19 protein-coding genes are annotated in these 26,960 nt (G+C 71.8%); 7 read left to right on the top strand and 12 right to left on the bottom strand.

The features are described 5' to 3' along the window. Positions 1–60 precede the first annotated feature (60 nt). A complete protein-coding gene (locus tag BM064_RS07340) occupies positions 61–1,491 on the top strand; it encodes a PepSY-associated TM helix domain-containing protein (protein WP_092859095.1) in 1,431 nt (476 codons plus the stop codon). A gap of 445 nt (positions 1,492–1,936) precedes the next feature. On the opposite strand, the gene BM064_RS07335 is transcribed toward BM064_RS07340, so the two are convergent. The 5 genes from BM064_RS07335 to BM064_RS07315 all read right to left on the bottom strand — a co-directional run bounded on the left by BM064_RS07335 (position 1,937) and on the right by BM064_RS07315 (position 8,386). Further along, positions 1,937–3,061 (bottom strand): M20/M25/M40 family metallo-hydrolase, encoded by a 1,125-nt coding sequence (locus BM064_RS07335; protein WP_092859094.1) that lies wholly within the window; start codon positions 3,059–3,061, stop codon positions 1,937–1,939. 87 nt (positions 3,062–3,148) lie between these two features. Further along, positions 3,149–4,792, bottom strand: a complete 1,644-nt coding sequence (locus BM064_RS07330; RefSeq protein WP_092859093.1) for a dipeptide ABC transporter ATP-binding protein — start codon at positions 4,790–4,792, stop codon at positions 3,149–3,151. After that, complete coding sequence (locus BM064_RS07325; protein ID WP_218160975.1) at positions 4,789–5,682, bottom strand: ABC transporter permease; 894 nt, start codon at positions 5,680–5,682, stop codon at positions 4,789–4,791. Before BM064_RS07325 ends, BM064_RS07330 begins: the two co-directional genes overlap by 4 nt. Then, on the bottom strand, positions 5,679–6,623 hold the full coding sequence (locus tag BM064_RS07320; RefSeq protein WP_092859092.1) for an ABC transporter permease: 945 nt from the start codon (positions 6,621–6,623) through the stop codon (positions 5,679–5,681). Before BM064_RS07320 ends, BM064_RS07325 begins: the two co-directional genes overlap by 4 nt. 143 nt (positions 6,624–6,766) lie before the next feature. Further along, the gene (locus BM064_RS07315; protein ID WP_092859091.1) at positions 6,767–8,386 is read right to left on the bottom strand and encodes an ABC transporter substrate-binding protein; all 1,620 of its coding nucleotides are present in this window, start codon (positions 8,384–8,386) and stop codon (positions 6,767–6,769) included. Between the two features lie 254 nt (positions 8,387–8,640). Between BM064_RS07315 and BM064_RS07310 the strand changes: the two genes are divergently transcribed. The 4 genes from BM064_RS07310 (at position 8,641) to BM064_RS07295 (ending at position 15,706) form a co-directional block, all read left to right on the top strand. Continuing rightward, positions 8,641–9,948 carry an ArgE/DapE family deacylase gene (locus tag BM064_RS07310; RefSeq protein ID WP_092859090.1) on the top strand — a complete coding sequence of 436 codons (1,308 nt, stop codon included), beginning with the start codon at positions 8,641–8,643 and terminating at the stop codon, positions 9,946–9,948. Then, complete coding sequence (locus tag BM064_RS07305) at positions 9,948–11,453, top strand: M81 family metallopeptidase (RefSeq protein WP_092859089.1); 1,506 nt, start codon at positions 9,948–9,950, stop codon at positions 11,451–11,453. Before BM064_RS07310 ends, BM064_RS07305 begins: the two co-directional genes overlap by 1 nt. Positions 11,454–11,815: 362 nt before the next feature. Then, positions 11,816–13,480: an amidohydrolase gene (locus tag BM064_RS07300; RefSeq protein ID WP_092859088.1), complete on the top strand. Its 1,665-nt coding sequence runs from the start codon at positions 11,816–11,818 to the stop codon at positions 13,478–13,480. Positions 13,481–14,149: 669 nt separating this feature from the next. Then, on the top strand, positions 14,150–15,706 hold the full coding sequence (locus BM064_RS07295) for a cytochrome b/b6 domain-containing protein (RefSeq protein WP_092859087.1): 1,557 nt from the start codon (positions 14,150–14,152) through the stop codon (positions 15,704–15,706). A 37-nt stretch (positions 15,707–15,743) separates the two neighbouring features. Here BM064_RS07295 and BM064_RS07290 read toward each other — a convergent pair whose 3' ends face one another. Beyond that, positions 15,744–16,451, bottom strand: coding sequence for a TetR/AcrR family transcriptional regulator (locus BM064_RS07290; RefSeq protein WP_092859086.1), 708 nt, complete (start codon positions 16,449–16,451; stop codon positions 15,744–15,746). Between the two features lie 167 nt (positions 16,452–16,618). Here BM064_RS07290 and BM064_RS07285 point away from each other — a divergent pair, with 167 nt between their 5' ends. Both BM064_RS07285 and BM064_RS07280 read left to right on the top strand, forming a co-directional pair. After that, positions 16,619–17,878, top strand: a complete 1,260-nt coding sequence (locus BM064_RS07285) for an HlyD family secretion protein (RefSeq protein ID WP_092859085.1) — start codon at positions 16,619–16,621, stop codon at positions 17,876–17,878. A gap of 67 nt (positions 17,879–17,945) precedes the next feature. Beyond that, positions 17,946–19,493, top strand: coding sequence for a DHA2 family efflux MFS transporter permease subunit (locus BM064_RS07280; protein WP_092859084.1), 1,548 nt, complete (start codon positions 17,946–17,948; stop codon positions 19,491–19,493). A 117-nt stretch (positions 19,494–19,610) separates the two neighbouring features. Here the strand turns inward: BM064_RS07280 and BM064_RS07275 are convergent, their stop codons facing one another. The 6 genes from BM064_RS07275 to phnD all read right to left on the bottom strand — a co-directional run bounded on the left by BM064_RS07275 (position 19,611) and on the right by phnD (position 26,931). After that, positions 19,611–21,131, bottom strand: a complete 1,521-nt coding sequence (locus BM064_RS07275) for a sulfatase-like hydrolase/transferase (protein ID WP_092859083.1) — start codon at positions 21,129–21,131, stop codon at positions 19,611–19,613. After that, a complete protein-coding gene (gene phnX / locus BM064_RS07270) occupies positions 21,128–21,910 on the bottom strand; it encodes a phosphonoacetaldehyde hydrolase (protein WP_092859082.1) in 783 nt (260 codons plus the stop codon). Before phnX ends, BM064_RS07275 begins: the two co-directional genes overlap by 4 nt. Positions 21,911–21,923: 13 nt before the next feature. Further along, on the bottom strand, positions 21,924–23,048 hold the full coding sequence (locus BM064_RS07265; protein ID WP_092859081.1) for a TIGR03364 family FAD-dependent oxidoreductase: 1,125 nt from the start codon (positions 23,046–23,048) through the stop codon (positions 21,924–21,926). Positions 23,049–23,053: 5 nt separating this feature from the next. Then, positions 23,054–23,671 carry a DapH/DapD/GlmU-related protein gene (locus BM064_RS07260; RefSeq protein ID WP_092859080.1) on the bottom strand — a complete coding sequence of 206 codons (618 nt, stop codon included), beginning with the start codon at positions 23,669–23,671 and terminating at the stop codon, positions 23,054–23,056. Beyond that, positions 23,671–25,878: a phosphonate ABC transporter, permease protein PhnE gene (phnE, locus tag BM064_RS28430; RefSeq protein ID WP_342741358.1), complete on the bottom strand. Its 2,208-nt coding sequence runs from the start codon at positions 25,876–25,878 to the stop codon at positions 23,671–23,673. The genes BM064_RS07260 and phnE overlap by 1 nt, the downstream gene beginning before the upstream one ends. Positions 25,879–26,016: 138 nt before the next feature. Continuing rightward, positions 26,017–26,931 carry a phosphonate ABC transporter substrate-binding protein gene (phnD, locus tag BM064_RS07245; protein ID WP_092859079.1) on the bottom strand — a complete coding sequence of 305 codons (915 nt, stop codon included), beginning with the start codon at positions 26,929–26,931 and terminating at the stop codon, positions 26,017–26,019. Positions 26,932–26,960: the final 29 nt, after the last annotated feature.

Below are 26,960 nucleotides of genomic sequence, written 5' to 3'. Positions count from 1 at the left end.
CCCCTCCCGGCCCCGCCGCCCCGCCGCGGCGCGCGGCCCCCTCACGCTTGCGAGACATCGATGACCGACCCCTCCCTGCCCGCCGGAGGCGCCCCCGCGCGCCCGGCGGCGGCCGAGCCGCGCGCCGCGGCCTCGGCCCTCTACCGCGCCGTCTGGCGCTGGCATTTCTACGCGGGCCTGCTGGTGCTGCCCGTGCTGGCGCTGCTGGCCGTCACCGGCGCCGTCTACCTGTTCAAGGACGAGATCAACGCCGCCCTCCACGCCGACCTGCGCCGGGTCGAGCCGCGGGCCGAGGCGCCCCTGCCCCCCTCGGCGCTGGCGGCCGCCGCGCTCGAGGCGATCCCCGGAACGCTGCGCGGCTACACGCCCCCCGCCGCCCCCGGCCTGAGCGCCCAGGTGAAGATCCTGCGCGCCGACGGCCTGCGCGACGTGGCCTGGGTGAACCCCTGGACGGCCGAGGTCCTGGGCTCGACCTGGGACGCGGGCGCCGCGGGCTCGCGGGCGATGTGGGTGGCGCGCAAGCTCCACAGCCTCGACTACGTGGGCTGGTGGGGGAACCGGATCGTCGAGGCGGCGGCCGGCTGGACGCTCCTGCTGACCGCCACCGGCCTCTACCTGTGGTGGCCGCGCCGCGGGCGGAGGGTCGGCGTCCTGCTCCCCCGCCGCGCCCGCGGGCGGGCGCTGTGGCGCGACCTCCACGCCGTGACCGGGGCCTGGACCGCGCTCGCCCTCGTGTTCCTGGCGCTGACCGGGCTGCCGTGGTCCGGGGTCTGGGGCAAGGCCTTCCACCAGGGCGCCCATGCGCTCGGCCTCGGCGTGCCCGACGGCTACTGGTCGTCCTACCCCCTCTCCACCGTGCCGATGGGCGAGGCGCTGGACGAAGCGCCCTGGATCCTCGCGCCGCAGCCGATGCCCGCCTCCCCCGGCCACGCCCGTCACGGCGGGGCGGCGGCCGGCGCCCCCGCCCCCGCCGCGCCCGCTATGCTCGACGAGGTGGTCGCGCGGGCCGAGGCGCTGGGGCTCGCCCCCGGCTGGACGCTCGACGCGCCGACGACGGCCGAGGGGGTGTTCACCGCCTCGGCATTCCCCGACGCCGTCTCCGGCCAGCGGGTGGTGCATTTCGACCGCTACACCGGCGAGGCGCTGGTCGACATGGGGCTCGAGGATCTGGGCGCGCTGGGCCGCGCGGCGGAGTGGGGGATCAGCGTGCACATGGGCCAGGAGTTCGGGCGGGCGAACCAGCTCGCGATGCTGCTGGCGTGCCTGGCGATCCTGCTGACGACGGTCTCGGCCGCGGCGATGTGGTGGAAGCGCCGCCCCGCCGGCGGCCTCGGCGCCCCGCGCCCGCCCCAGGACTGGCGCGCGCCCCGGGCGATCCTGGCGGCGGCCGTCGTCGCGGGGATGCTGTTCCCGCTGGTCGGCCTGTCGCTGGTCGCGATGCTGGCGATCGACCTCGCCCTGCCCCACGCCCTGCGCCGCCGGCTGGGCTGAGCCGCCGCCCCGGTCCCGGCGGCCGAGGCGCAGGCCTCGCTCGCCGGGATCTCCCCCCCGCGCCGCCGCCCGCGCGCCGCCCGCGCCAGGCGCCCGGGCGCGCGGCCCGTCAGCCCTCGCAAAGCGCCTGTTCTCCGGAGCCGTCTCTCGCGGATGCCGGAAAGAGCGACTCGTCCCGGCCGGTCAAGGATCGCGAAGCGACCCCGCGAAGCGGGGCTTGTCCTTGACCGGCCGGGGCGAGTCGCTCAGGCATCCATCAGCGAGAGACGGCTCCGGAGGACAGGCGCGGGGCTTGTTCTTTGGTGAGTCAGGAGCCCGCCGGAGGCTCCCGCCCTCGCCGATCCCTCGCAACGCCCCCAACAGGCGCGCCCTAGCCAAGCCCGCCCGCAGGGCGCCTGTGGCCCCAAGAGCCGCCCCGCCTCGGCGGGGCGGCCCGCGGCCCGGCTCAGGCGAGGGTGGCGAGCAGCCCGGCCACCACCTTGCCGCGGGTGGCGAGGGTCGGGACCAGGATGTGCTCGTGCAGCGTGTGGCCGCCCTCGCCCTCGGTGCCGAGCCCGTCGATCGTGGGCACGCCCATGGCGCCGGTGAAGTTGCCGTCCGAACCGCCGCCCGAGGGGGCGTGCGAGAAGCCCATGCCCACCTGCTTGTGGAAGGCCTCGGCCATCGCCAGCAGCTCCCGCGTGCCGTCGTCCAGCGTCCAGACCGGGCGCGTCACGCCGCGGGTCACCTCGAAGACGCCCGGCTCGTTGAGCGCCAGCATCGCCTCGACGCCGCGGTCGAGGTCGGCCTGCTCCTTGGCCATCGACAGCGCCTCGCCGAAGGCGGTGGAGCTGACGCAGTTCACCCACTGCCCGCCCTTGATCACGCCGACCGAGAAGGTGCAGTCGTCGGTGGTCATCCCCTCGATCTGCTCGATGCGCCGGCACAGCTCGCGGATCGCCGACTTGCCCTCCTTCAGCCGGGCGCCGGAGTGCGAGGGGATGCCCAGCGCCTTGAGGTTGAAGCGCGCGATGGCGTAGCGGCCCGAGGTGACGCCGCCGCCGGTCTTGCCCGGCTCGGGCACCAGCACCGCGCGGGCGCGGGAGGCTTCGGCCTCGATGATGCCGCGGGCGGCGGGGGTGCCGATCTCCTCGTCGGGGGTGAACAGGATGGTGATCGGCAGGGGCGTCTCGATCCCGGCCTTCTTCAGCTGGCGGATCGCCTCCAGGCACAGGTAGTTGCCCGACTTCATGTCCCAGATGCCGGGGCCGTAGGCGCGGTCGCCCTCGCGCCGGATCGGAAGATCCCTGAGCGTGCCCACCGGGTGGACCGTGTCCATGTGGCCGGCGATCAGGACGCCCTTCTCGCCCGCCTTCTGGTGCGTCGGCTGGGTGGCGCGCAGCACGTCGCCCAGGCCCATCGAGCCGGGGATCCGCTCGATCGTGAAGCCCATTTCCGCCAGGTCGCGGGAGGCGAGATCCAGCATCCCGTTCACCGCGCCCGCGTCCCAGGTGGGGCTCTCCTGAGCCACCCAGGCGTTGAGGCCCTTCAGCATCTCGTCGGCGTCGAAGGGAAGGGCGTTGATGTCCATGTCGGTTGTCCTCGGGGTCTTTTCTGAAGCGCGGGGAGCCCTGCCCGCCACATGAAAGCGCCGCCCCGAAGGGCGGCGCGAGGGCTCTCAGCCGGCGGCGGCGATGGTTTCCGCGACCGGTCTGAAATTGGCGAAGTCCCAGTGGCGGCCGGGCGCCGCCTCGATCAGGGAGCGGGTGTACTCGGTGCGCGGATGGGCCAGCACCTCGGCGGCGGGGCCGGCCTCGACGACCTGTCCCTTGCGCATCACCATCACCTCGTCGCAGATCTGGGCGGCGACGCGCAGGTCGTGGGTGATGAACAGGATGGCGATGCCCATCCGCTCCTGGATCTCGTCCAGCAGCTTGAGCACCTGCGCCTGCACCGACACGTCCAGCGCCGAGACCGCCTCGTCCGCGATCAGCAGGTCCGGCTGCATCGCCAGCGCGCGGGCGATGGCGATGCGCTGGCGCTGGCCGCCGGAGAACTGGTGCGGGAACCGGTCGATGGCCGAGCGCGGCAGGCCCACCAGCTCCAGCAGGCGCTTGGCGTCCTCCAGCGCCTGCTTGCGCGAGACGCCGAAGTTCAGCGGCCCCTCGATGATCGACTCGCCGACCTCGATGCGCGGGTTGAGCGAGCGGAACGGGTCCTGGAAGACGATCTGCACCCGCTTGCGGTGGGGCTTCAGCCGGTTGAGCGGGACGTCGGCGATCTCCTCGCCGGTGATCTTCACCGAGCCGGAGGTCGGATCGATCAGCCGCACGATGCAGCGCGCCACCGTGGACTTGCCCGAGCCGCTCTCGCCCACGATCCCCAGCGTCCGGCCGGGGCCGAGCGTCAGGTTCACCGCATCCGCCGCCCGCGTCTCCTTCGCCTTCCCCAGCAGGGTCTTGGTCGAATAGACCTTGGTCAGCGCCTCGGTGCTCAGCGCCGGCGTCGCCTTCTTCGGCGTGGGCCGCGGCGCGCGCGGGATCAGCGAGGGCACGGCCGACAGCAGCTCGCGCGCATAGTCGGTCCTGGGCCCGCGCAGCAGGTCCACGACCGGCGCCCGCTCCACCGCCTCGCCCAGCCGCAGCACGGTCACGTCGTCGGCGATCTCGGCCACCACGCCCATGTCGTGGGTGATGAACAGGACCGCCGTCCCCAGCTCCTCGCGCAGCTCGCGGATCAGCTTGAGGACCTGCGCCTGGGTGGTGACGTCGAGCGCGGTGGTCGGCTCGTCCGCGATCAGCAGCTTGGGCCGCAGCACCAGCGCCATGGCGATCATGATCCGCTGGCGCTGCCCGCCCGAAAGCTGGTGGGGGTAGGAGCCGTAGATCCGCTCGACGTCGGGCAGGTGCACGTGCTCCATGATCTCGAGCACGGCCTTCCTGCGGTCGCCCTTCGAGCGGCCGTGCGCCTCCATCACCTCGGCGATCTGGTCGCCGACCTTCATGACGGGGTTCAGCGCCGTCATCGGCTCCTGGAAGATCATCGCCATCTGGGTGGCGCGCATGTCGCGCAGCTTGCCCGGCGACTGCTTGAGCACGTCGACGCCGTTGACCAGGATCTCCCCGGTGGTGGCCTTCAGCGCCTTGGGCAGCAGCCCCATGGTGGCGAGCGAGGTCAGCGACTTGCCGGAGCCGGACTCGCCCACCAGGCACATGGTCTCGCCCGGCTTGATCGAGAGGCTGAGGTCCTTGACCACCCGGGCCGAGTCGTCCCCGTCCAGCGCGATCGAGAGGTTGCGGATCTCGAGAACGTTCTCGCTCATCGGTCGATCCCCCTCTTGGCCATGCGCGGGTCGAGCGCGTCGCGCACCGAGTCGCCCACCAGGTTCACCGACAGGATCGCCAGCGACAGCACCAGCCCGGGCCACAGGATGATGCCGGGGTTGATGATGAAGTAGACGCGGCCCTCGGCCATGATGTTCCCCCAGGTCGGGGTCTCCGGGTTGATGCCGGCGCCGAGGAACGACAGGATCGCCTCGGTCAGGATCGCGGCGGCGCAGATGTAGGTGCCCTGCACGATCAGCGGCGGGATGGTGTTGGGCAGCAGGTGCCGGGTCAGGATCTTCCAGGTCGGCGTGCCGACGGAGATCGCGGCCTCGACGTAGGGTTCCTCCCGCGCCGACAGCACCACCGAGCGGACCAGGCGCACCACGCGCGGCACCTCGGGGATCACGATGGCGAGCAGCACGGTCCCCAGCGTCGCCCCCGACAGCGCCACGATGGCGATGGCGAGCAGGATCGAGGGGATCGCCATCAGCCCGTCGACGATGCGCATCAGCACCGCGTCGAGCCCCCGGAAGAACCCCGAGACGAGGCCGATCCCCAGCCCGATCAGGACCGAGAGGATCGCCGCCCCCACGCCGACGGCGAGCGAGATGCGGGCCCCGTAGATGATCCGGCTGAACAGGTCGCGCCCATAGGCGTCGGTGCCCAGCAGGAACTCGTCCGAGGCGGGCTTGAGCCGCATCGCCGGGTTCAGGCGGATGGGATCGTGCGGCGCGATCAGCGGCGCGAAGATCGCCATCAGCACGATCAGGATCATCACCACGGTGGCGAGCGAGGTCACCGGCCCGGCGAAGAACATCGCGCGGGCCTGCTTCCACATCAGGGCGCCGCGCGTCGGCGCGGCCGAGTAGTTGGGCGCGGTCGTCATGCGTAACGGATCCTCGGGTCCAGGATGACGTAGGCGATGTCGATCAACAGGTTGATGCCCACGTAGAGCAGCGAGGCCAGCAGGATCACGCCCTGGATCACCGGGTAGTCGCGCGCCAGCACCGCATCCACGGTCAGGCGGCCGATCCCCGGCAGGTTGAACACGGACTCGGTCACCACCACGCCCGAGATGATCAGCGCGAAGCCGATGCCGATCACGGTGACGATGGGCACGGCCGAGTTGCGCAGCGCGTGCTTCATCAGCACCCGCCGCTCCGCCAGGCCCTTGGCCCGCGCGGTGCGCACGAAGTCCTCGCCCAGCGTCTCGAGCATCGAGGTCCGCGTGATGCGCGCGATCAGCGCGATATAGAGCGAGGTCAGCGTCAGCGTCGGCAGGGTGATGCGCTGGGCGAAGGTCCCCGGATCGTCGAAGATCGAGGTGAAGCCCTGCACCGGCAGCCACTTGAGGTTGATCGCGAAGACCTGGATCAGCACGTAGGCGATCACGAACACCGGCACCGAGAAGCCCAGCACCGAGATCGCCATCACCACCCGGTCGATGATCGTGCCGTGCTTCCACGCGGCGATCACGCCCAGCGGCACGGCGATGACGATCGAGAGCACGATGGTGGTCAGCGCCAGCGAGATCGTCGGCTCCATGCGGTCGGCGATCATCGAGGTGACAGGCGTGCCCGACAGGATCGACTCGCCGAAGTCGCCCTGCAGCAGGCGCCAGCCCCAGTCGGCGAACTGCACCAGCAGCGGGTCGTTCAGGCCCAGCCGCTCGCGGATCTGCTCGAGCTGTTCGGGCGTGGCGGTGTCGCCGGCGATGATCGCGGCCGGATCGCCGGGCGAGAGGCGCAGCAGCAGGAAGACGAACAGGGCCACGAAGATCATGACCGGGATCGCCGCCAGCACGCGCCGGAGGATGTAGGAGAGCATCGGGGAAAACCTCGCTCGCAGCCGCGGCGTCTTCTTGCGGGGACGATCCGCGCGGGGGAGTGGGTCGGCCGCTCCGCGGCCTGCCCGGGCGCGCGGCTCGGCGGGGGAACCCGGCCCCCGCGCGGGGGCCGGGCAGGCTCAGGTCACTCGGATTTCGAGATGTTCCAGAAGAACGGCGCCGGGCCGTCCAGGACGCCCTCGATCTTGCCGGTCCACGCCGCGGGAGCCGTGAACTGGCCCAGCGGGATGTACATGGCGTTCTCGTAGGCGAAGGCCTGGAGCTTCTCGGCGATCTCCTTCTGCTCCTCGACCGTGGCGGCCTTGGCGTAGGCGTCGCGCAGTTCCTCGGCCTCGGGCATGTCGGGCCAGCCGAACCAGCCGCCGTCCGAGCCCTTGCCGTTCACCATGTTGTTGGCGATCGGGTTGAACACGTCCGCGCCCACCCAGGTGGTGAAGAACATGTTCCAGCCGTTCTCGGAGATCGGCGCCTGGGAGGCGCGGCGGCCGACCAGGGTCTGCCAGTCCATCGCCTGCAGGTCGACGTTGAAGCCCGCGTCGCGGAACGCCTGCGCGGCCACCACCGGCTGCGTGCGCAGCGAGCCCACGTCGGTCGGGTGCATGATCACCAGCGGCGTGCCGTCGTAGGAGGACTCGGCCAGCAGCGCCTTGGCCTTGTCGAGGTCGTCCTTCTCCATCACGCCCTCGGCGCCCACCTCGGTCTCGAGGGGCGTGCCGCACATGAACATGGCGCCGCAGATCGTGTAGTAATCCGGGTTGCCGATCATGGCGTCCATGACGTCCTGCTGGTTCATGGCGATCATCGCCGCCTGGCGAACCTTCAGATCGTCGAACGGGGGGTGCAGGAAGTTGTAGCGCCCGATGGTGGTCGAACCCATCTTGTTGATCACGTGGATCGTCAGGTCGGGCACGGTCTCCAGCACCGGCAGCAGGTCGTAGGGCGGGGCCTCCCAGTAGTCGATCTCGCCCGACATGATCGCGTTCATGGCGGTCTGGGCGTCGGCCATCACGATCCACTCGACGCGGTCGACCTTCACCACCTTGCCGCCCGAGGCCCAGGAGGGGGGCTCGTCGCGGGGCACGTATTCCTCGAACTTCTCGTAGACCGCCTTCACGCCGGGCTGGAACTCGTCCTGCACGAATTTGAACGGGCCCGAGCCGATCTGCTCCGGCACGCCTTCGGTCGAGGGGGTCTCGGCCAGGCGCGCGGGCATGATGAAGGGCACGTTCGAGGACGGCTTGGCGATCGAGTCCATCAGCAGCCCGTAGGGCTCGGAGAGGGTGATCACCACGGTCTTGTCGTCCGGCGCGTCCCAGGACGCGATCTGCGACATCAGCTTCTGGCCCATGCCGTCGCGCTCGCCCCAGCGCTTGAGCGAGGCGATCACGTCGGTCGCGGTGACCGGCGCGCCGTCGTGGAACAGCAGCCCGTCGCGCAGCGTGATCGTGTAGGTCAGCCCGTCGTCGGAGACGGTGTAGCCCTCGGCCATCTGCGGCTTGATGTTGTACTCTTCATCCAGCGCGAACAGCGTGTCGAAGACCATGTAGCCATGGTTGCGCGACATGTAGGCGGTGGTGATGATCGGGTCGAGCACGCGCAGCGACGAGTGCATCACGACCTTGAGCGTCTGCGCGGAAAGCGGCGTGGCCAGCAGGGCCGTGGCGGCGGCGCCGGCGAGCAGAGCGGCCGCCGTCCGGCGGCGCGGCGCCGCTCGGCGTCCCGTCTTTGCGAGGAAGTCGAACATTCGCGTCTCCTGTCGGGTCAGCCGGCCGTGGGGCGCCGGCGCCCCCTTCCCCCCGGAAGGATTCGGGCGCCCGGCTCCGGCTGTTGTCTCTTTTTCGCAGCGACCCACGGAGCGTCGCGCTGCGGTTCGATGGCGCCTTTTGCAGGTGCGAGAGAAAGGTTGCGTCGTGGGTCGCGGCGTTGTCAATCTATGTCCGAACCAATAACCCCGTATCGCTGTGCGAATTGTGTCGCACTGCCCAAGGAGACGCCCGGATGACCGCCCCCCTGCCTATCGATGATGCAGACCGCGCCGCCATCGTGGCCGCGGTGGCCGAGAACTTCGCGGCGGAGACTTCGTTTCTCGCCGATTTCGTCAGGATCCCTTCGCAACGTTTCGAGGAAGGCCCGGCGCAGGACTTCATCGCCGCCGCCCTGCGCGCGCGCGGCTACGAGGTCGACGACTGGAAGATCGAGCTCGACGACCTCAAGGACCTCAAGGGCTTCGGCCCGATCGAGGGCGACTTCTCCCGCGCCCGCACCGTGGTCGGCGCGCACCGGCCCGCGACGGTCAAGGGCCGCTCGCTGATCCTGCAGGGCCACCTCGACGTGGTCCCCGTCGGCCCGCTGGAGATGTGGGAGACGCCCCCCTACGAGCCGGCGATCAAGGACGGCTGGATGAACGGCCGCGGCGCGGGCGACATGAAGGCCGGCACGGTCTGCGCGCTCTTCGCCCTCGACGCGCTGCGCAAGGCGGGGTTCGAGCCTGCGGCCCCCGTCTTCTTCCAGTCGGTGATCGAGGAGGAATCGACCGGGCTCGGCGCCCTCTCCACCCTCCAGCGCGGCTACCGCGCCGACGCGGCGCTCCTGCCCGAGCCCACCGGCCACCGCTTCTCCAACGCCCAGGTCGGCGTGCTGTGGTTCAAGCTCAAGGTCCGCGGCAAGCCGGTCCACGTCTCGGTCGCGGGCGAGGGCTCGAACGCGATCATGGCGGCCTACGAGGTGCTCAAGAAGCTCCACGCCCTGCAGGAGGAGTGGAACGCGCGCAAGGGCGACGATCCGGTCTGGAAGGACGTGCCCCACCCGCTGAACTTCAACGCCGGCAAGATCAAGGGCGGCGACTGGGCCTCCTCGGTTCCCGCCTGGTGCGACGTCGACTGCCGCATCGGCGTGCTGCCAGGCTTCGACCTCGACGCCTGCAAGCAGGAGATCGTCGACTGCGTGGCGGCGGCGGCTCGCGACAACCCGTTCCTCGCCAACAACCCGCCCGAGGTGGTCTGGAACGGCTTCCAGGCCGAGGGCTGGGTGCTGGAGAACGGCGACGAGCTGCACGAGGTCCTGTCCTCGGCCTACGCGGACGTCTTCGGCGACGAGATAATGGAGCTGCGCTCCTCCACCGCCCTGACCGACACCCGCTTCTACGAGCTCTACTACGACATCCCCGCCGTCTGCTTCGGCCCCAAGGCGCTGAACGTGCACGGCTTCGACGAGAAGGTGGAGCTCGCCTCGGTGCAGAAGGTGACCGAGACCATCGCCCTGTTCATCGCCCGCTGGTGCGGGCTCAACAAGATCGAGGCCGCGTGATGCCCGCCCCCGACCGCAAGCCCCGGATCGTCTTCGGCGGCTTCCTGCACGAGACCAACACCTTCGGCCCGTCGCTCGCCGCCTACAAGGACTTCGTCGGCGGCGGCGGCTACGGCCGCATGTCCGAGGGCGAGGACCTGCGCGAGAAGGTGCGCGGCGTGAACGCCGCCATCGGCGGCGCGATGGAGGTCGGCGAGCAGGAGGGCTGGGAGGTGATCCCCACCCTCTACTGCATGGCCTCCCCCTCCGCCCACGTCACCGAGGACGCGTTCGAACGCATCGCCGCCCGCCTGCTGGAGCTGATCGCGGCCGCGGGCGAGATCGACGGCATCTGCCTCGACCTGCATGGCGCGATGGTGACCCAGCATCTCGACGACGGCGAGGGCGAGATCCTCAAGCGGATCCGCGCCCAGGTCGGCGCCGAGCTCCCCATCACCGTCTCGCTCGATCTCCACGCCAACGTCACCCCCCTGATGGTCGAGATGGCCGACGTGCTGGAGAGCTACCGCACCTACCCCCATGTCGACATGGCCGAGACCGGCCGCCGCTCGGCCCGGATGATGGCCCGCCTGCTGGCGGGCGAGAAATTCGCCAAGGCCTTCCGCCAGATCGACTTCCTGACCGCGATCAGCTGGCAGACCACCTTCGAGAACCCCGCGAAGGCCCTCTACGAGAAGCTCGAGGAGCTCGTCTCCGACCCGCGCTGCCCCTCGCTGAGCTTCAACATGGGCTTCCCGGCGGCGGACTTCCCCGACTGCGGCATGGCGATCACCGCCTACGGCCCCGGCGCCGAGATCGCGGCCGAGCAGCTGGCGCTGGCCGTCGAGGCCGCCGAGGCCGATTTCGCCGGCCCCGTCTGGACGCCGGAGGAGGGCGTGCGCGAGGCGATGCGCATCGCCGAGACGGCCTCGAAGCCGGTGGTGATCTCCGACACCCAGGACAACCCCGGCGCCGGCGGCGACAGCGACACCATGGGCATGCTGCGCGCGCTGGTGGCCTGCGGGGCCTCGGGCGCCATCGGCAACATCTTCGACCCCGCGAGCGCCGCCGCCTGCCACGAAGCCGGCGAAGGCGCGACCATCCGGCTGGCCCTCGGCGCCAGGTCGAAGATCCCCGGCGACGCCCCCTTCGAGGCGGAGTTCCTGATCGAAAAGCTCACCGACGGCCGGTTCCTCGCCAGGGGCGGCTACTACTCCGGCCGGATGATGGACATGGGCCCGTCGGCGCTGCTGCGCATCGGCGACGTCCGGGTGGCGGTGGTCTCCACCAAGGCGCAGATGGCCGACCGCGAGATGTTCCGCTCGCTCGGCGTCCCGCCGGAGGAGGAGAAGATCCTGGTCGTCAAAAGCTCCAATCACTTCCGCGCCGACTTCCAGCCGATCGCCGAGACCATCCTGGTCTGCGCCGCCCCCGGCCCCATGGCCGTGGACCCCGCGACCCTGCCCTGGACCCGCCTGCGCCCCGGCCTGCGCACCTCCCCGCTCGGAACCCCGTTCCAGCCCTGAGCCTCACGCGCCCCCCTGTCCACCCGGGGGGCGCCGCGCCTGCCCCAGGCGCCCCGGCGCGACGCCCGCAGCCCTCGCCGAGCGCCTGTTCTCCGGAGCCGTCCGTCGCTGATGCCGTAAAGAGCGACTCGCCCGGCCCCGTCAAGGATCGCGCAGCGACCCGCGAAGCGGGCTTGTCCTTGACGGGGCTGGGCGAGTCGCTCAGGCATCTTCAGCGATGGACGGATCCGGAGGACAGGCGCGGGGCCTGTTCTTGGGTGAGTTCAGAAGCGGCCTCCGCGTCTCCCGGCGCCCCCCCCGGCCTGCAGTCCCAAGCCCGCCCGCAGGGCGCCTCCTCCCCCCGCCGGCCAAATCAGGAGCCCATGGTGCCCCCCGATCTCGTCGTCCTCAACGGCCGCCTCCTGACCATGGACCCGGCCCGCCCGCGCGCCTCGGCGCTCGCTCTCTCCGGCGGCCGGATCGCCGCCGTCGGCGAGACCGCCGAGATCCGCGGCCTCGCCGGCCCCGCCACCCGCATCGTCGACGCCCAGGGCGCGACCGTCCTGCCGGGCTTCATCGACAGCCACGTGCATCTCTTCCAGGGCGCGGTGGAGCTCGACTATCTCGACCTTTACGGCGTGACGGGGATCGAGGCGCTGACCGACAGGGTCCGCGCCTACGCCGCCGCCAACCCCGCCGACCGCGTGGTCTTCGCGATCCAGGCGGACTACGCGGTCCTCGGCCCGGGCCGGAGCACCACCCGCCAGGACCTCGACCGGGTGCTCCCCGACCGTCCCTTCGCGATGTTCGCCCCCGATCACCACACGATCTGGGCCAACACCAGGGCGCTGGAGCTCGCGGGCCTGCTGCACGGCGGCGCCACCGAGATGGGCTCCGAGATCCGCCTCGCCCCCGACGGCACCGCGACCGGGGAGCTGCGCGAGCCCGGCGCCTACGCCCCGATCCTCGCCCACACCCGCTACGGCGGGCGCGACATGTTCGGCCTGGTCTCGGGCGCCGACCCGGCGCCCGCCCCGACCGCGGCCGAGCGCGCGCTCGACGCCACCGTCATGGCCCGCGGCCTGCGCCACGCCGCCTCCCACGGGATCACCAGCCTCCACAACATGGACGGCAATTTCTACACGGCCGAGATCCTGCAGGCCTGCGAGGCCGCGGGCGACCTGCTCTGCCGCACCGAGGTCCCCTTCCACCTGAAAAGCCACGACCCCCTCTCCCGCTTCGAGGAGGCCGAGGAGATGCGCCGCCGCTTCGCCTCCGACTGGCTGTGGACCGGCCGGGTGAAGATGTTCATGGACGGCGTGGTGGAGAGCTCCACCGCCCTGATGATCGAGCCTTACCCCGGCCTGACCACCACCGGCGACGCCGTGTTCACGCCCGAGCATTTCAACGCCGCCTGCATCGAGGCCGACCGCCGCGGCTTCCAGATCGCGGTCCACGCCATCGGCGACCTCGCCGTGCGCCGCACGCTCGACGGCTTCCAGGCCGCGCGCGAGGCCAACGGCCCGCGCGATTCCCGCCACCGCGTCGAGCATATCGAGGTCCTCGACCCCGCCGACCTCCCCCGCTTCAAGGAACTCGGCGCCGTCGCCTCCATCCAGCCCGGCCACGCCCCCTTCGGCGGGGTCTTCCCCCCGGACGGCGCCGGCAAGATGCTGCACGCGCGCCAGATCCCCTGGGCCTTCGCCTGGCGAAAGATCCGGGACTCGGGCGCGCGGGTGATCTTCTCCACCGACTGGCCGGTGATGCCGGTGGACGTCACGACGAACCTCAAGGCCGCCGTCGCCCCCCTCGACCTGGGCGAGCCCTGGGTCGACAACGCCCAGACCCTGGCGGAGACGCTGGAGAGCTACACCGCCGGCAACGCCTGGGTCGAGTTCAACGAGGACCGCAAGGGCCGCCTCGCGCCGGGCATGATGGCCGACGTCGCGGTGATGTCCCACGACCTCGAGGCCCTGCCGCCCTCCGAGATCGACCAGGCCCGCGCCGCCGTCACGATCTGCGGCGGCCGCATCACCTGGGAGGCCTGAGAGGGCCTCCGAGCGGCTCCCGCGCCCCCGGCCTTGCGCCTCCGCCCGCCGGCCTCGCGCCCGCGGCGGGCCGCGCGAGGCCATCGGGACGTTGAAACCCGCCCGCGCTCCGCCGGACTGGGCGCCATGGGCGGGCCGCGATGACCGCGACGCTCGACGTGCTGATCATCGGCGCCGGCCTGTCGGGCATCGGCGCCGCCTGCCGGCTGACCCGCGCGGCGCCCGGCCGCGCCTGGGCCGCGGTCGAGGCGCGCGAGGACCTGGTCGGCGCCTGGGACCTGTTCCGCTACCCGGGCGTGCGCTCGGATTCGGACCTCTACGCCTTCGGCTACGACGTCAAGCCCTGGACCTCGCCCAACGCCATCGCCGGGGCGGACGAGATCCTCGCCGACCTGCGCGAGGCCGCGGACGAGCACGACGTCACCCCCCCGCATCCGCTTCAGCCGCCGGGTGGTCCTTGCGCACTGCGCCCTGGACCGTGCGCCGGCGCCATGAGGAGGACGGCGCGGAAAGCACGCTTCGCGCCCGCTGGATCTTCGGCGCCACCGGCTGCTGCGACTACGCCGAGGGCCATCGCCCGGACCTCCCCGGCGAGGAGAGCTTCGAAGGCCCGATCCTCCCCCCCAGTTCCGGCCCGCGGATATCGACGCCACGGGCAGGCGCATCGCCGTGATCGGCAGCGGCGCCGGCGCCGTCACCCTGGTTCCGGCGCCGGCCGAGACCGCGGCCCACGTCACCCAGGTGCAGCGCACGCCGGGCTACGTGCCGCCGATGCCCTCGGGCGACCCGCTGGCGGCCCTCGCCCGCCGCCTGCCGCCGCCGCGGCGCGCCTACGCCTTCGCCCGGCGCAAGTACGTCCTGCTGCAACGCTGGGTCTGGCGGCTCTGCCGGCGATGTCCGCAGACCGCGCGCCGGCTGATCGCCTGGATCGACCGCAGGTCCCTGCCCGAGGGTTTCGACGTCGACCGCCCCTTCAACCTGCCCTACGACCCCTGGGACCAGCGCCTCCGCGCCGTCCCCGACGGGGATTTCTGCGCGGCGATCAGGGAAGGCCGCGCCCCGCTCGTCACCGGCGCGGCGGCGCGCTTCACCCCCGAGGGCCTGCGGATGCAGGACGGGACCGAGGTCGAGGCCGACGCGATCGTGACCGCCACCGGCCTGACGCTGCAGCTCTTCGGGGGGGCCGCGCTCTCGGTCGACGGGGCGGCGGCGGTTCCCTCCGAGCATCTGGTGTTCGGGGGCATGATGCGCTCGGGCGCGCCGAACGTCTGCTTCGCCATCGGCTGCACCAACGCCGCCTGGACCCTGAAGATCGGCCTGTTGTGCGAGCATTTCCGCCGCCGGCTCGACCACATGGAGGCGACCGGCGCCGCGGTCCGCACGCCCGTGCGCCCCGCGCAGGGCCCCGCCGAGCGCGCCCGCGCCGAGGCCCGGCTGAAGGTCTGCGAGGAGAAGCTCCTGAAGACGCCCCCCGCGACCGCCGCGCGCGCGATCCTCGACGGCGTCGCGCGGGGGCGCTCGCGCATCGGGGTCACGCGCGCCGCGTCTGGCTCGACCGCTTCGTCCGCCTGCTGCCCGAGCGCTGCCCGGCCCGCGTCGCGGCCGAGCAGGCGAAGCTCTTCGCCGACCGAGCCCTGCGTCGCGCGCCGGGGCGGGACGGCGCCGACGGCCGTTGCCGACGGAGCCGCCGGGTTCCAACGTGCAACCCCAAGCGCCCCCCTGCTTTCGCGGAGCCAGGACATGACCCAAGCCGCCGCCCTTTCCTATTCCCCCGCCCAGAAGATCCTCCACTGGGCCGTCGTGGCGCTGATCGCGCTGCAATGGCTGGTCTTCGACTCGATGGGCCGCCCGTTCCACGACTCGATGGAGGCCGGCGCCCAGGTGTGGAGCACGGTCCCCGTCGTCCATCTCGTCATCGGCCTGACGGTGCTGGCGCTGGCGCTGGCCCGCCTGCGGCTGCGCCGCAGCCACGGCGCGCCCGAGGCGCCGGCGGCGGAGCCGGAGCCGTTCCGGACCGCCTCGAAATGGGCGCATGTCGCGATCTACGCGCTGCTGCTGGCGATGCCGCTCACCGGTCTCGCCGCCTGGTTCGGGCTGATCGGCGCGGCGGCCGAGCTGCACGAGATCCTGATGAACCTGCTGCTGGCGCTGGTCTTCGTCCACGTCGCCGCGGTGCTGGTGCACCAGTTCGTCTGGAAGACCGACCTGCTCGCCCGGATGAAGTGACCGACCGCCCCCCCCGCAGGGCCGGGGGGCGGCCCGCCTAGTCGTCGAGGCCCTGCCGGGCCTCGCCGCGCCCCCAGGCGCGCAGCAGCAGCTCCACCGCCGAGGCGACGGTGCGCACGATCTCCGCCTCCTCGACCCCCGCATGGGGGCCGCAGAACAGGCGCCGGCGCCAGACCCCGGCCGAGACCAGCTCGATGAACTGCACCGCCGCCATCCGCGCGTCGGGAACCGCGAGCCGGCCCGCCGCGACCTCCGCCTCGAACAGCGCCGCGAGCCGGTCGTGCATCCGGCTGGGGCCGACGCGGTAGAAGCGCTCGCCCATCCCGGGCATCCGCGCCACCGCCCCGATGACGATGCGCTGGGCGCGGATCACGTCCTCGGAGCACAGCACCCGGCTCAGCGCCTCGCCGAAGCGGGTCAGCTTGGCGCGCAGGGGCAGATCCTCCTCCAGCAGCGAGATCACGTCGGCGAACATCCGGTCGCGCTTGTCGGCGACCAGCGCCTCGAACAGCTCCACCTTGTCGGCGAAGTAGACGTAGATCGTCCCCTTCGAGACGCCGGCCGCCCGGCGCACGTCCTCCATCGAGGCGGCGTCGAAGCCCTTCTCCAGGAAGGCGCGGGCAGCCCCCTCCAGGATCTGGGCGCGCTTGGCCGGGTCGGCGCCGGCGGCGTGACGACGGGCGGGGGCGGCGTCGGCCGGGGGCGTCCCGGCCTCGGGATCGGTCTCGGGATCGGGCGCGGTCATCGTCGCTCCTGCACGGTCGTCGGGAACCGTACTTAATCGAACCGTGCGGTTCGATGAAGTCTTGATTCCGCTTTCCCCCCGCTCTATCTGCCATCGAACCGTCCGGTTCGATCCCGTCTCCCTGCGAGTCGCGCCGGCCCCCGCCCGCCCCGCCGAAGGACGCGAAGATGTCGAAGCATGACCCCCGGACCGCCGCGGCGGTCCCCGTCGCGCCCTCCCAGCGGCGCGACGCCCCCGAAGGCGACCCCGCAGCCGCCCCCGACGCCCACTCCGCCGCGCCCGCGGCCGGAGCCGGAGCCGCGGCAGGGGCGCCCGCGCGGCCGAAACGCTCCGGCCGGCGCAAGGCGGTCCTGGCGGTCCTGGGCCTCGCGGCGCTCGGCGCGGGCGGCTGGGAGGGCTGGCGGTACTGGACCGTCGGCCGCTTCCTGGTCGAGACGGACGACGCCTACGTGCAGTCCGACATCACCCTGATCTCGAGCCGCGTGCAGGGCTATGTCGCCGCCCTCCCGGTGGAGGAGAACCGCCACGTGCGCGCGGGCGAGGTGCTGGTGCAGCTCGACGACGGCGACTACCGCCTGGCGCTGCAGGTGGCGCAGAGCCGGGTGGCCACCGCCGACCGCACGCTGGCGCGCATCGACGCCCAGATCGAGGCCGCCGGCGCCGCCGTCGACCAGGCCCTCGCCGGGCGGCAGGCCGCCGAGGCCACCCTGAAGAACGCCGCGATCAGCCTCGAGCGCGCCAGGGACCTCGTCTCCCGCAAGGTCGCCGCCCAGGCGCAGCTCGACGCCGCGACCGAGGCCCACGACACCGCCACCGCCAACCTCGCCTCGGCCAGGGCCGCGGTGGAGAGCGCGCGCGCCCAGGTCGACGTCCTCGCCGCCCAGAAGGCGGAGGCCGCAGGCTCGCGCCACGAGCTCGAGCTCGCCGTCGCCCAGGCGCAGCGCGACCTCGACCTGACCACGCTGCGCGCGCCGGTCGACGGGACGCTCGCGAACCTGGCGGTGGAGGCGGGCGACCTCGTCTCCCCCGGCGCCCGGCTCGCCGCCCTCGTCCCCGACGCGGGCTATTACATCGAGGCGAACTTCAAGGAGACGCAGCTCCCCGGCCTCGCGGCGGGCGAGCGGGTCGAGATCGCCTTCGACGCCCTGCCCGACCGCAGCTTCGAGGGGCGCGTGACCTCCACCGCGCCGGCCACCGGCTCGGTCTTCTCGCTGCTGCCGGCGGAGAACGCGACGGGCAACTTCACCAAGGTCGTCCAGCGCGTGCCGGTGCGCATCGCGATCCCGGCCGAGGCGCAGGCCACCGGCGCCCTGCGCGCCGGCCTCTCGGCCATCGTGGCCGTCGATACCCGCACCGCGCCCGAGCCCGGGCCGGCCGCGGGCCCGCGCGCCGCGCCCGCCTCCGACAAGCTGGCCTCGGCCGACTGACCCCGAACGCCTCGGCCGACGATCCCGTCGCCGACCGGGCCGCGCAGACAGCACAGTGGAACGCTCCATGTCCGCCGCCCCAGAGCCCGAGCTGACGCCCCGCCGGGTGGTCGGCTTCCTGGTGATGGTCTTCGGGATGTTCATGGCGATCCTGGACATCCAGATCGTCTCGGCCTCCCTGCCCGAGATCCAGGCCGGCCTCGCCGCAGGCCCCGACGAGATCAGCTGGGTGCAGACCTCCTACCTGATCGCCGAGGTCATCATGATCCCGCTGTCCGGCTTCCTGGGCCGGATGATGTCGACGCGGCTGATGTTCACCGCCGCCGCGGCCGGGTTCACCTTCGCCTCCTTCATGTGCGCGATGTCGTCCTCGATCGGCGAGATGATCCTGTGGCGCGCGGTGCAGGGCTTCCTGGGCGGCGGCATGATCCCCTCGGTCTTCGCGGCGGCCTTCACGATCTTCCCGGCCTCGAAGCGCAGCCTGGTCTCGCCGATGGTGGGGCTGGTGGCGACGCTGGCCCCGACGGTGGGGCCGACGGTGGGCGGGTATCTCTCGTTCCACCTCTCCTGGCACTGGCTGTTCCTGGTCAACGTGCTGCCGGGCATCGGCGTCACGCTGGGCGCCTTCCTGCTGATCGACTTCGACAAGCCGGAGTGGACGCTCTTCGACCGCTTCGACTGGTGGGGGCTGCTGGCGCTGGCGGGGTTCCTCGGCGGCATGGAATACGTGCTCGAGGAAGGCCCCTCCAACGACTGGCTGCAGGACGAGGCGGTGGCGGTGCTGGCCGTGGTGATGGTCGTGGGCGGGGTCGTGACCTTCTGGCGGGCGCTGACCCGCAAGGACCCGATCGTGGACCTCTCGGCCTATACGGACGTGAACTTCTCGATCGGCTCGGCGTTCTCGTTCGTGATGGGGATCGGGCTCTACGGGCTGACCTATCTCTACCCGCTGTATCTGGCCTCCATCCGCGGGCTCGACAGCCTGCAGATCGGCGAGACGGTGTTCGTCTCGGGCCTCGCCATGTTCTGCTCGGCGCCGCTGGCGGGGATCCTGTCGCGCAGGCTGGACCTGCGGGTGATGCTGCTGATCGGCTTCCTGGGCTTCGCGAGCTCCACCTGGATGCTGACGGGGCTCACCGCCGACTGGTCTTTCGACGAGCTGCTGCTCCCCCAGATCCTTCGCGGCCTGTCGCTGATGCTGTGCATGGTGCCGATCAACAACCTGGCGCTGGGCACCCTGCCGCCGGAGAAGATGAAGGGCGGCTCGGGCCTCTACAACCTGATGCGCAACCTCGGCGGCGCGGTGGGGCTGGCGGTGATCAACACGATCATGTCCGACCGCGCCGACCTGCATTACGAGCGGCTGCGCGAGTCCGTCGGCTGGTCCAACCCCGAGGCCCTGCGCCAGATGCAGATGCTGGAGGGGAACCTGACCTCCCACGGGCTGAACCCAGACGGGGCGCTGGCGCAGATGGCCGGCCGCCTGCACGGGCAGGCGACGGTGATGAGCTTCATCGACATCTTCCTGCTGATCGCCGTGCTGTTCTCGGGCCTGGCGCTGGTGGCGCTGGTGATGAAGAAGCCGCCCGAGGACGCCTCCGTCTCGGCCCACTAGGCGCCGCCCCGGGGGCTGCGCGCCCCCTGCCCCCACGGGCGCCCCGGACTTGATCCGGGGCCTCCCGGGGCCGGCCGCGAGAGGCCCCGGATCGAGCCCGGGGCGCGCGCCCTGCCCTCAGACCCCCACCGCCAGATGCGCCTTGCCGCGCCCGCCGCGGGCGAGGCGGCGGCGCAGCAGCGTCTCGGTCATCCGCGCCACCTGCTCGGGCGCCTGGGGGGCGAGGTTGGTGGTCTCGTCCGGGTCCGCCTCCATGTCGAAGAGCATCGGCGGCAGGGCCTCGGCGGCGAAGCGGATCAGCCGCCAGCGGCCCTCGCGCAGGATCACGGCGCCGGAGTCTTCCAGGCCCGTGCCCCAGGCGCGCTGGAAGCGGGTCTCGCGGCCCGCGGGTTCGGCGAAGTCGATCTCCATCAGCGCCGAGGTCCGCCAGTCCTCCGGCGTCTCGCCGTCCAGCCAGGGCGTCAGGGGGCGGCCGTCCCAGGGGGCGGGAGGTTCCTTTCCGGCGAGGGACAGGAGTGTGGGGGCGAGGTCCACGCTCTCGGTCGGCGCCGAGATGCGCCGCCCGGCCTGGGCGGGGCGGCGCGGGTCGCGGATCATCAGGGGCACGTGGAAGGCGCCCTCGAAGACCGAGTGCTTGCCCCACATCCGCCCGTCGCCGAGCATCTCGCCATGGTCGCCGGTGAAGACGACGACGGTGCGATCCGCCTGGCCGGTGGCGTCCAGCCAGTCCAGCAGGCGCCCGATGTGGTGGTCGAGCTCGGCCACCAGCCCAAGATAGACCGCCCGCAACGCCTGCGCCTTGTCGACCGGCAGCCCCTCGCAATCGCCGTTGAAGCCCATCCACAGGCCGAAGGAATTGCGCTCGGAGAACCAGGCCCGGGTGAAGGGATGGTCGGCGCGGTCCTCGCCCGGGAGGGGGATGGCGGAGGGGGAGACGGCCTCGTTCCAGGGCGCCGGGGCGACGAAGGGCGGGTGCGGGCGGATGTAGGTCAGGTGCGCCGTCCAGGGGTGGTCGCGGCGGGCGTCCAGGTGGGCGATCGTCAGGTCGGTGAGCAGCGCGGTGTCGCTGTCCTCGGCCTTGTAGAGGGCCGGGCCGGTGATCCGGCCGTCCTGGGGGAGGTAGAGCTCGAACAGGCGCTGGGGGAGCGGGCGGGGGAGGTCGTAGCCCTTCGCGATCAGGTGCGCGAGCCAGGTGTGGGGGCTTTCGAAGCGCATCTCGACCACCTCGCGGAAGCCCGGCAGCAGTCCCTCGTAGCTGCGCAGCGTGGGGTCGGCGGGGTCGAAAGCGTCGGGGTCGGGGGTGGCGTCGGTGTAGCCGAAGAGGAGGGGCTCGCGACCGGCCTTGCGCCACTCCTTCGCGAGGTTGGTCAGGCCCGCGTCCAGCGGCGTGCCGTTGCGCAAGCTGCCGTGATTGCTGGCATAAAGCCCGGTCAGCAGGCTCGCGCGGGCGGGGCCGCAGGGGGCGGTGACGGTGACGTGGTTCTCGAAGACGACGGAGGAGCGGGCCAGACGGTCGAGGTTCGGCGTGGGGGCGATCCCCGCCAGCCGGCCGTGCAGGACGTCGGCGCGGAGCTGGTCCGCGGTGATGAAGAGGATGTTGAGGTCGGAGGGCCCCGGACCGCTCTCCTCCCCGCTCACCCCTCGGCCTCCAGTCTCTCGATCAGGGCGGGGAGGTCGGCCACCGTGTCGATGACGTGATGGGCGCCGGCGCCGCGGAGGATGCCGGCGGCCTTGGCGCGGATCGCGTCCACCTCGGCGGGCGGCAGGGCGGCGAGATCCTCGGGCGTCAGGCCGGCGATGTTGCCGGAGAGGGCGACGCCGACCGTCACCGCGCCGACGGCGACGCCCTCGGCGATGCCGGGCTCGGTATCGTCCACTTTCAGGACTTTTGCGCCCGAATTCAGAGACATCTGTTCGAAGGCGAGGAACATTTGTTCCGGGCCGGGGCGGCCGCCGGTCACGTCGTCGGCGCAGACGATGCACTCGGGGGAAAACCCCTGCTCGGCGGCCACCGGGATCACGCCCTTCATGATCGAGCGGACGTAGCCGGTGGTGGAGCCCACCCGGATGCCCTTGGCGGCGAGCGCGTCGAGGGTGGCTTTGGCGCCGGGGACGAGGGTGGCGTATTTGGGGGCCACAGCCTCGTTCATCGGGACGAAGATCTCGTAAACCGCGTCGACGTCTTCTTCGGTGGGGGCGCGGCCGTGCTTCGCCTGCCACTGGCCGCGGATCGAGGGCATGGCCATCATCGCCTGGATATGGGCGCGCTTGGGGGAGCCCATGGGGCCGCGGGCCTCGTCGATGGTGGCGGTCACGCCGAACTTGGCGAAGGCCTCGACGAAGACGCCCATGGGGGCGAAGGAGCCGAAGTCGATCATGGTGCCGGCCCAGTCGAAGATGGCTGCGTCGAATTTCATGGGGCGGCTCCTGTCAGGCGAAAAGGGCGGAGATCGTCTCCTCGCCGATGGCGAAGGAGGTGGAGGCGCCGCAGCCGGCGGTGACGATGCAAAGCCGCGTCGCCTCGTCGGGGGCGTCGGTCAGGCGCCAGCGGCCCGAATCCTTCCCCGTGGCGGAGGCGTAGGTGCCCAGCCAGCGCTCGGTCACCGCGTAGGGGCCGAGGTCGAGGGCGGCCTCCATTTCGCCGAGCATCAGCTGGTCGACGAGGGTCGAGGAGAACGGGTCCGGAGTGTCGGCGTAGTGGTGGCTGTCGCCGACCACCAGGGAGCCGTCGGCGGACTGCACCACGATCAGGTGCACGCCGTTGGAGCGGTGCGTGGGCTGCTCGGCGTCGAGGAGCGTCTTCAGGGCCTGCGCCTCGGGCAGCTCGGCGTAGCCGAGGTAGCGGGCGAGGCCGAGGTCGGACATCACCGCGGCGCCGAGCGCGGGGCGCCGGGTGGGCATGACGCGCAGCATCTGCAGCTTGCAGCGGGTGAGGCCGTAGGCGGCGAGGCGGTCCGCGAAGGGGCCGGAGTAGTCGTCGCCGGGGCAGAGGATCACCGTCTCCGCCTCGATGATGCCGGCGGAGGTGTGGATCCGCGGGGTCTCGACGGCGTGGACCTCGGTCAGCCAGCGGAAGTCAACGTGGTGGGCCTCGGCGAGCCAGGCGGCGAGTTTTGGGATCGCGGTCTTCGACTCCACCCGGAATTCGAGGGGGGAGTGCAACGCCGCGGTGACGGCCTCCGAGACGGGGGCGAGGTCAAGGGCCTCGGCGCGGGTCAGGCGGCGGCAGTCGGCGGCCATGTCGGTGGCGAGGAAGGCGTCGATGACGGCCTCGGCCTCCGGACGCCGCGCGGTGACCAGCATGCCGGGGTGGAGGATCTCGATGCCGGCCTTCGGCGCTACCTCGGCCCAGACGTCGCGGGAGCGGCGGGCCATCCCCCAGCAATCCCCGGCCTGCTGGCCGTTGACCGTCACGAAGCCGAAATTGCGGATCGAGGCGCCGTTGGCCTGCGCGTCGCGCTCGATCACCACCACGCGCTTGCCAAGGCGCGCGGCGGCGAGCGCATGGGCGAGGCCGAGGATGCCGGCGCCGACGACGGCGACGTCGTAGCTCATGGGGCTCAGGCTCGTTCGTATGTCTCGAGGAACGCCTCGACGGGGAGGCGGCGGAAGTCCGCGAGCCTAGCGCGGAGCGTGGCGTGATCCCAGTCCCACCATTCCAGCGCCAGCAGCCTTTCGGCGATGCGGGCGGGGAAGCGGGGCTTGATCTCGGAGGCGGCGACCCCGCCCACGATGGAGTAGGGGGCCACGTCCTTCGTCACCACCGCGCCGGCGGCGACGATGGCGCCGGTGCCGACCGTCACCCCGGGCATGATGATCGCATTGTAGCCGAACCAGGTGTCGTGGCCGACGGTCACGCCGTTGCGGCGACGCTCCTCGAAGACCTCGGCCTCGTCCTCGGCATCGTCCCAGTAGTTCGAGGCGCGATACATGAAATGATGCAGCGAGGCGCGCTGGTAGGGGTGGTTGGTGGGGCAGATCCGGCAGCCGGAGGCGATGTTGGCGAACTTGCCGATCCGCGAATAGGCGATCTCGTTGCGGCCGGCGCAGTAGGAGTAGGCGCCGAAGTCGACCTCCAGCAGCCAGGAATGGGCCATGACCTCGGTATAGGCCCCCAGCGTCGAGTCGATCACCCGGCTCGTGGGGTCGATCCAGGGGGTTTCGCTCAGCCGCGCCATCAGACCTCCCGCGCCTCGTGGCCCTGGATCAGGCGGCGGCGGAGCCAGCCGGACAGGGCGTCCATCGCGAAGACAACAAGGATGGTCAGGACGATGATGTAAAGCGTGTTCTCCCAGTCGCGCGACGTGCGCATCGTCTCGACCAGCATCAGGCCGATGCCGCCCGCGCCCAGCGCGCCGATGACGGTGGCCGAGCGGGTGTTGGATTCGAGGTAATAGAGCGCCTGGGAGAGGAACACCGGCAGGATCTGCGGCAGCACCCCGAAGCGGTAGCGCTGCAGCTGGGAGGCGCCGGTGGAGTGCACGCCCTCGATCTGCTTGTCGTCGACGTTCTCCAGCGCCTCGGAGAAGAGTTTGCCGAGCGAGCCGGTGTCGGTGAAGGCGATGGCCAGCGCGCCGGTGAGGGGACCGAGGCCGAAGGCGCGGATGAAGATCAGCGACCAGATCAGCATGTCGATGCCGCGCAGCAGGTCGAAGAGGCGGCGGACGCCGAAGCGCAGCGCCAGGCTGGGGGTGAAGTTGGCGGCCGCGAGGAAGGCCAGCGGCAGGCCGACGAAGGCGGCGACCAGCGTGCCCAGCAGAGCCATCATGATCGTCTCCAGCAGGGCCTTGAACACCTCGCCGTGCATCCAGTCGGGGTTGGTCCAGACCTGGTCGAAGATGAAGGCGGCGTTGGACATCGCGGGGTCGAGGCGGTCGGGGGACCAGGCGAGCGACCAGACCTCTCCGGCGCTCATGCCCCAGAGGGGAGAGCGGAAGGGGAACCAGAAGTTCTCCCACCCCCAGTGGTAGCGGTGGATCTCGAACTTGGCGCGGGAGGCCTGGACGCGCTTGCCGATCTCGGGACGCATGTCGAATTTCACCGGGTCGGTGCGCAGCCAGTCCGGCTGGGGGCCGGCGGGGAGGTCGTAGAGGAGCTCCCGCTCCTGCGCGGTGACGCGGATCGTGCCGTAGCCCGGCGCCTCGACCGTCATGCGCGGGCCGTCGAGCGTGACGCGCCAGCCGTCGCCGAGGTCCACGTCCCAGGTCTCGCCGTCGACGCGCACCCAGTCGGGAAGGGCGTCGGGGGCGTAGGTGGCGGTGCGCTCGCCCTCGATGGCGACCTCGACCTCGCCGGTGCGCAGGCTCTCCTCGACATGGGTCTTGTACATGACCGAGTCGGTGGCGAGGATCGCGGCGCGCTCCGGCCGGGCCGAGGCGATCAGGCCGGTCACGTCGAAGGCGACCCAGGCGTAGGCGAGGTAGCCCAGCGCCAGCGCCGGGGCGAGCACGGTCAGCGCCGTGCGCCGGCGGACCATGGCGCGGACCCGCGCGACGCGGTTCTCGTGGCCATGGGCGGTCTGGGCCGAGGTCTCCTCGCCCTGGCCCTGCCGGCCGGCGAGGCGGGCGCGGCCCCAGGAGCTCAGCTGGTCGATCAGGAAGATCGAGACGATCAGCAGGACGAACAGCGCGATGGTCTCGTCGCCCGAGCCCTGCCCCCAGCCGATGGTGCGGCGAAGCTCGGTGCCGATGCCGCCGGCGCCGACGAAGCCGAGGATGGCGGAGGCGCGGACGTTGATTTCCAGGCGCAGCAGGAAGTAGCTCAGCCAGTTCGGCGCCACCTGCGGGATCACGCCGTAGCGGATCCGCTGGAACCAGGAGGCGCCGGAGGAGGCGAGCCCCTCCATCGGCTTCACGTCGATGTTCTCGTTGACCTCGGAGAAGAGTTTTCCCAGCGCCCCGACGGTGTGGAAGGCCACCGCGATCATCGCGGGCACAGGGGAAGTCCCGAGGACGAAGATCAGGAACAGGGCGATGATCAGCTCGGGGAAGGCGCGCATCACGTCGAGGACGCGGCGCAGCGGCAGGCGCAGCCAGGCGGGCGCCCCGAGGTTGGGGGTGGCGGCCAGCGACAGGACCGAGGCGCCGAGGCCGCCGAGGAGGGTGGCCGCGACCGCGATGTTCAGCGTCTCGATCAGCGCGGGCAGGAAGCGCCACATCAGTTCGGCCATGCCGATCAGGCCGGTCTCCCACGCCTCGGACAGCAGGCCGGCGGGGTAGTCGAAGAACTGCCCGAGCCCGGTCCAGAACGACCCGGAGTTCATCGAATTCGAGACGTCGAACCCCGCGATCAGCACCGCGGCGACGATCAGGACCGCGAGGCCCGAATACATCTGGCGGCGGCGGGTCTGCCGGACGATCTCGGATTCCAGGTCCGCAAAGGTCATGGGGGCCTCGGGGCTGCGATGGGGGGGATGGCGGACGCACGGGCGGCGCGGATGGCGCATTGAAATGCGCCCTACGGCCGGATGCGAGGAAGGCCCCGGAGCGTCTCCGGGGCCTTCGCGGTCAGGGCTGGGCCCGGCTCACTCGGACGCGGTCTTGCGGGCGTCGATGATCGAGAGATAGGCCTCGTGGGTGATCGGCATGAAGCCCTTGGCCTCGCCGGCCATCACGCCGTAGGCGCACTCGGGGTCGAGGGACTCGAGGGACGCCATCAGCGCGGTCACCTTCAGCTTCACGTCCTCGGGCAGGCCCTTGGCGAGCACGATGGGGCCCTCGGGGATCGGCTTCGACTGCCAGATCTGCACCATCTCGGTCATGTCGACGAGGCCCGCGTCCACCGCCTTGCGCAGGGCGCCGGAGTTGTAGCCGTCCTCCCACTCGCCCAGGCCGTCGGCCCAGGTCACGCCGGCCTCGATGTCGCCGTTGTAGACCGCGACGATGGTCTGCTCATGGCCGCCGGTGAAGACGACGTCGGCGAAGTAGTCGCCCGGGGTCATCGAGTAGCCCGAGGCCGGGATCTCGATCGAGGGGATCAGGTAGCCGGAGGTCGAGTTCGGGTCGCCGAAGCCGAAGGTCCGGCCCTTCATGTCGTCGAGCGAGGCGATGCCGCTGTCGGCGCGCGCGAAGCCGATCGAGTAGTAGCCGTAGGAGCCGTCGTTGTTGACCTTGACCAGCACCGGCTCGACCGCCTCGGGGTCGGTCAGGTAGACCTTGGCGTAGCCCGAGGCGCCCAGCCAGGCCATGTCGAGGTTGCCGCCCAGCAGGCCCTCGATCACGCCGTTGTAGTCGGCGGGGGCGAAGAGCTTGGTGGGCACGCCCAGCAGGGCCTCGGCCTTCTCGCGCAGGCACTCGTTCGAGCGCATGCGGTCGGAGGCGTTCTCGCCGCCCAGCAGGCCGATGCGGAACTCGGAGATCGTCTCCTGCGCCTGGGCGGAGATGGGGGCGGCGGAGGTCAGGGCGGCGGCCGCGAGCGCGGCGAGCGCGATGGTCTTCATCGGATGTATCCCTCGAATGGTCGGTCCCC

Source organism: Albimonas pacifica (assembly GCF_900113695.1).
Classification (GTDB): Bacteria; Pseudomonadota; Alphaproteobacteria; order Rhodobacterales; family Rhodobacteraceae; genus Albimonas; species Albimonas pacifica.
This window is presented reverse-complemented; position numbering and strand designations above follow the sequence as displayed.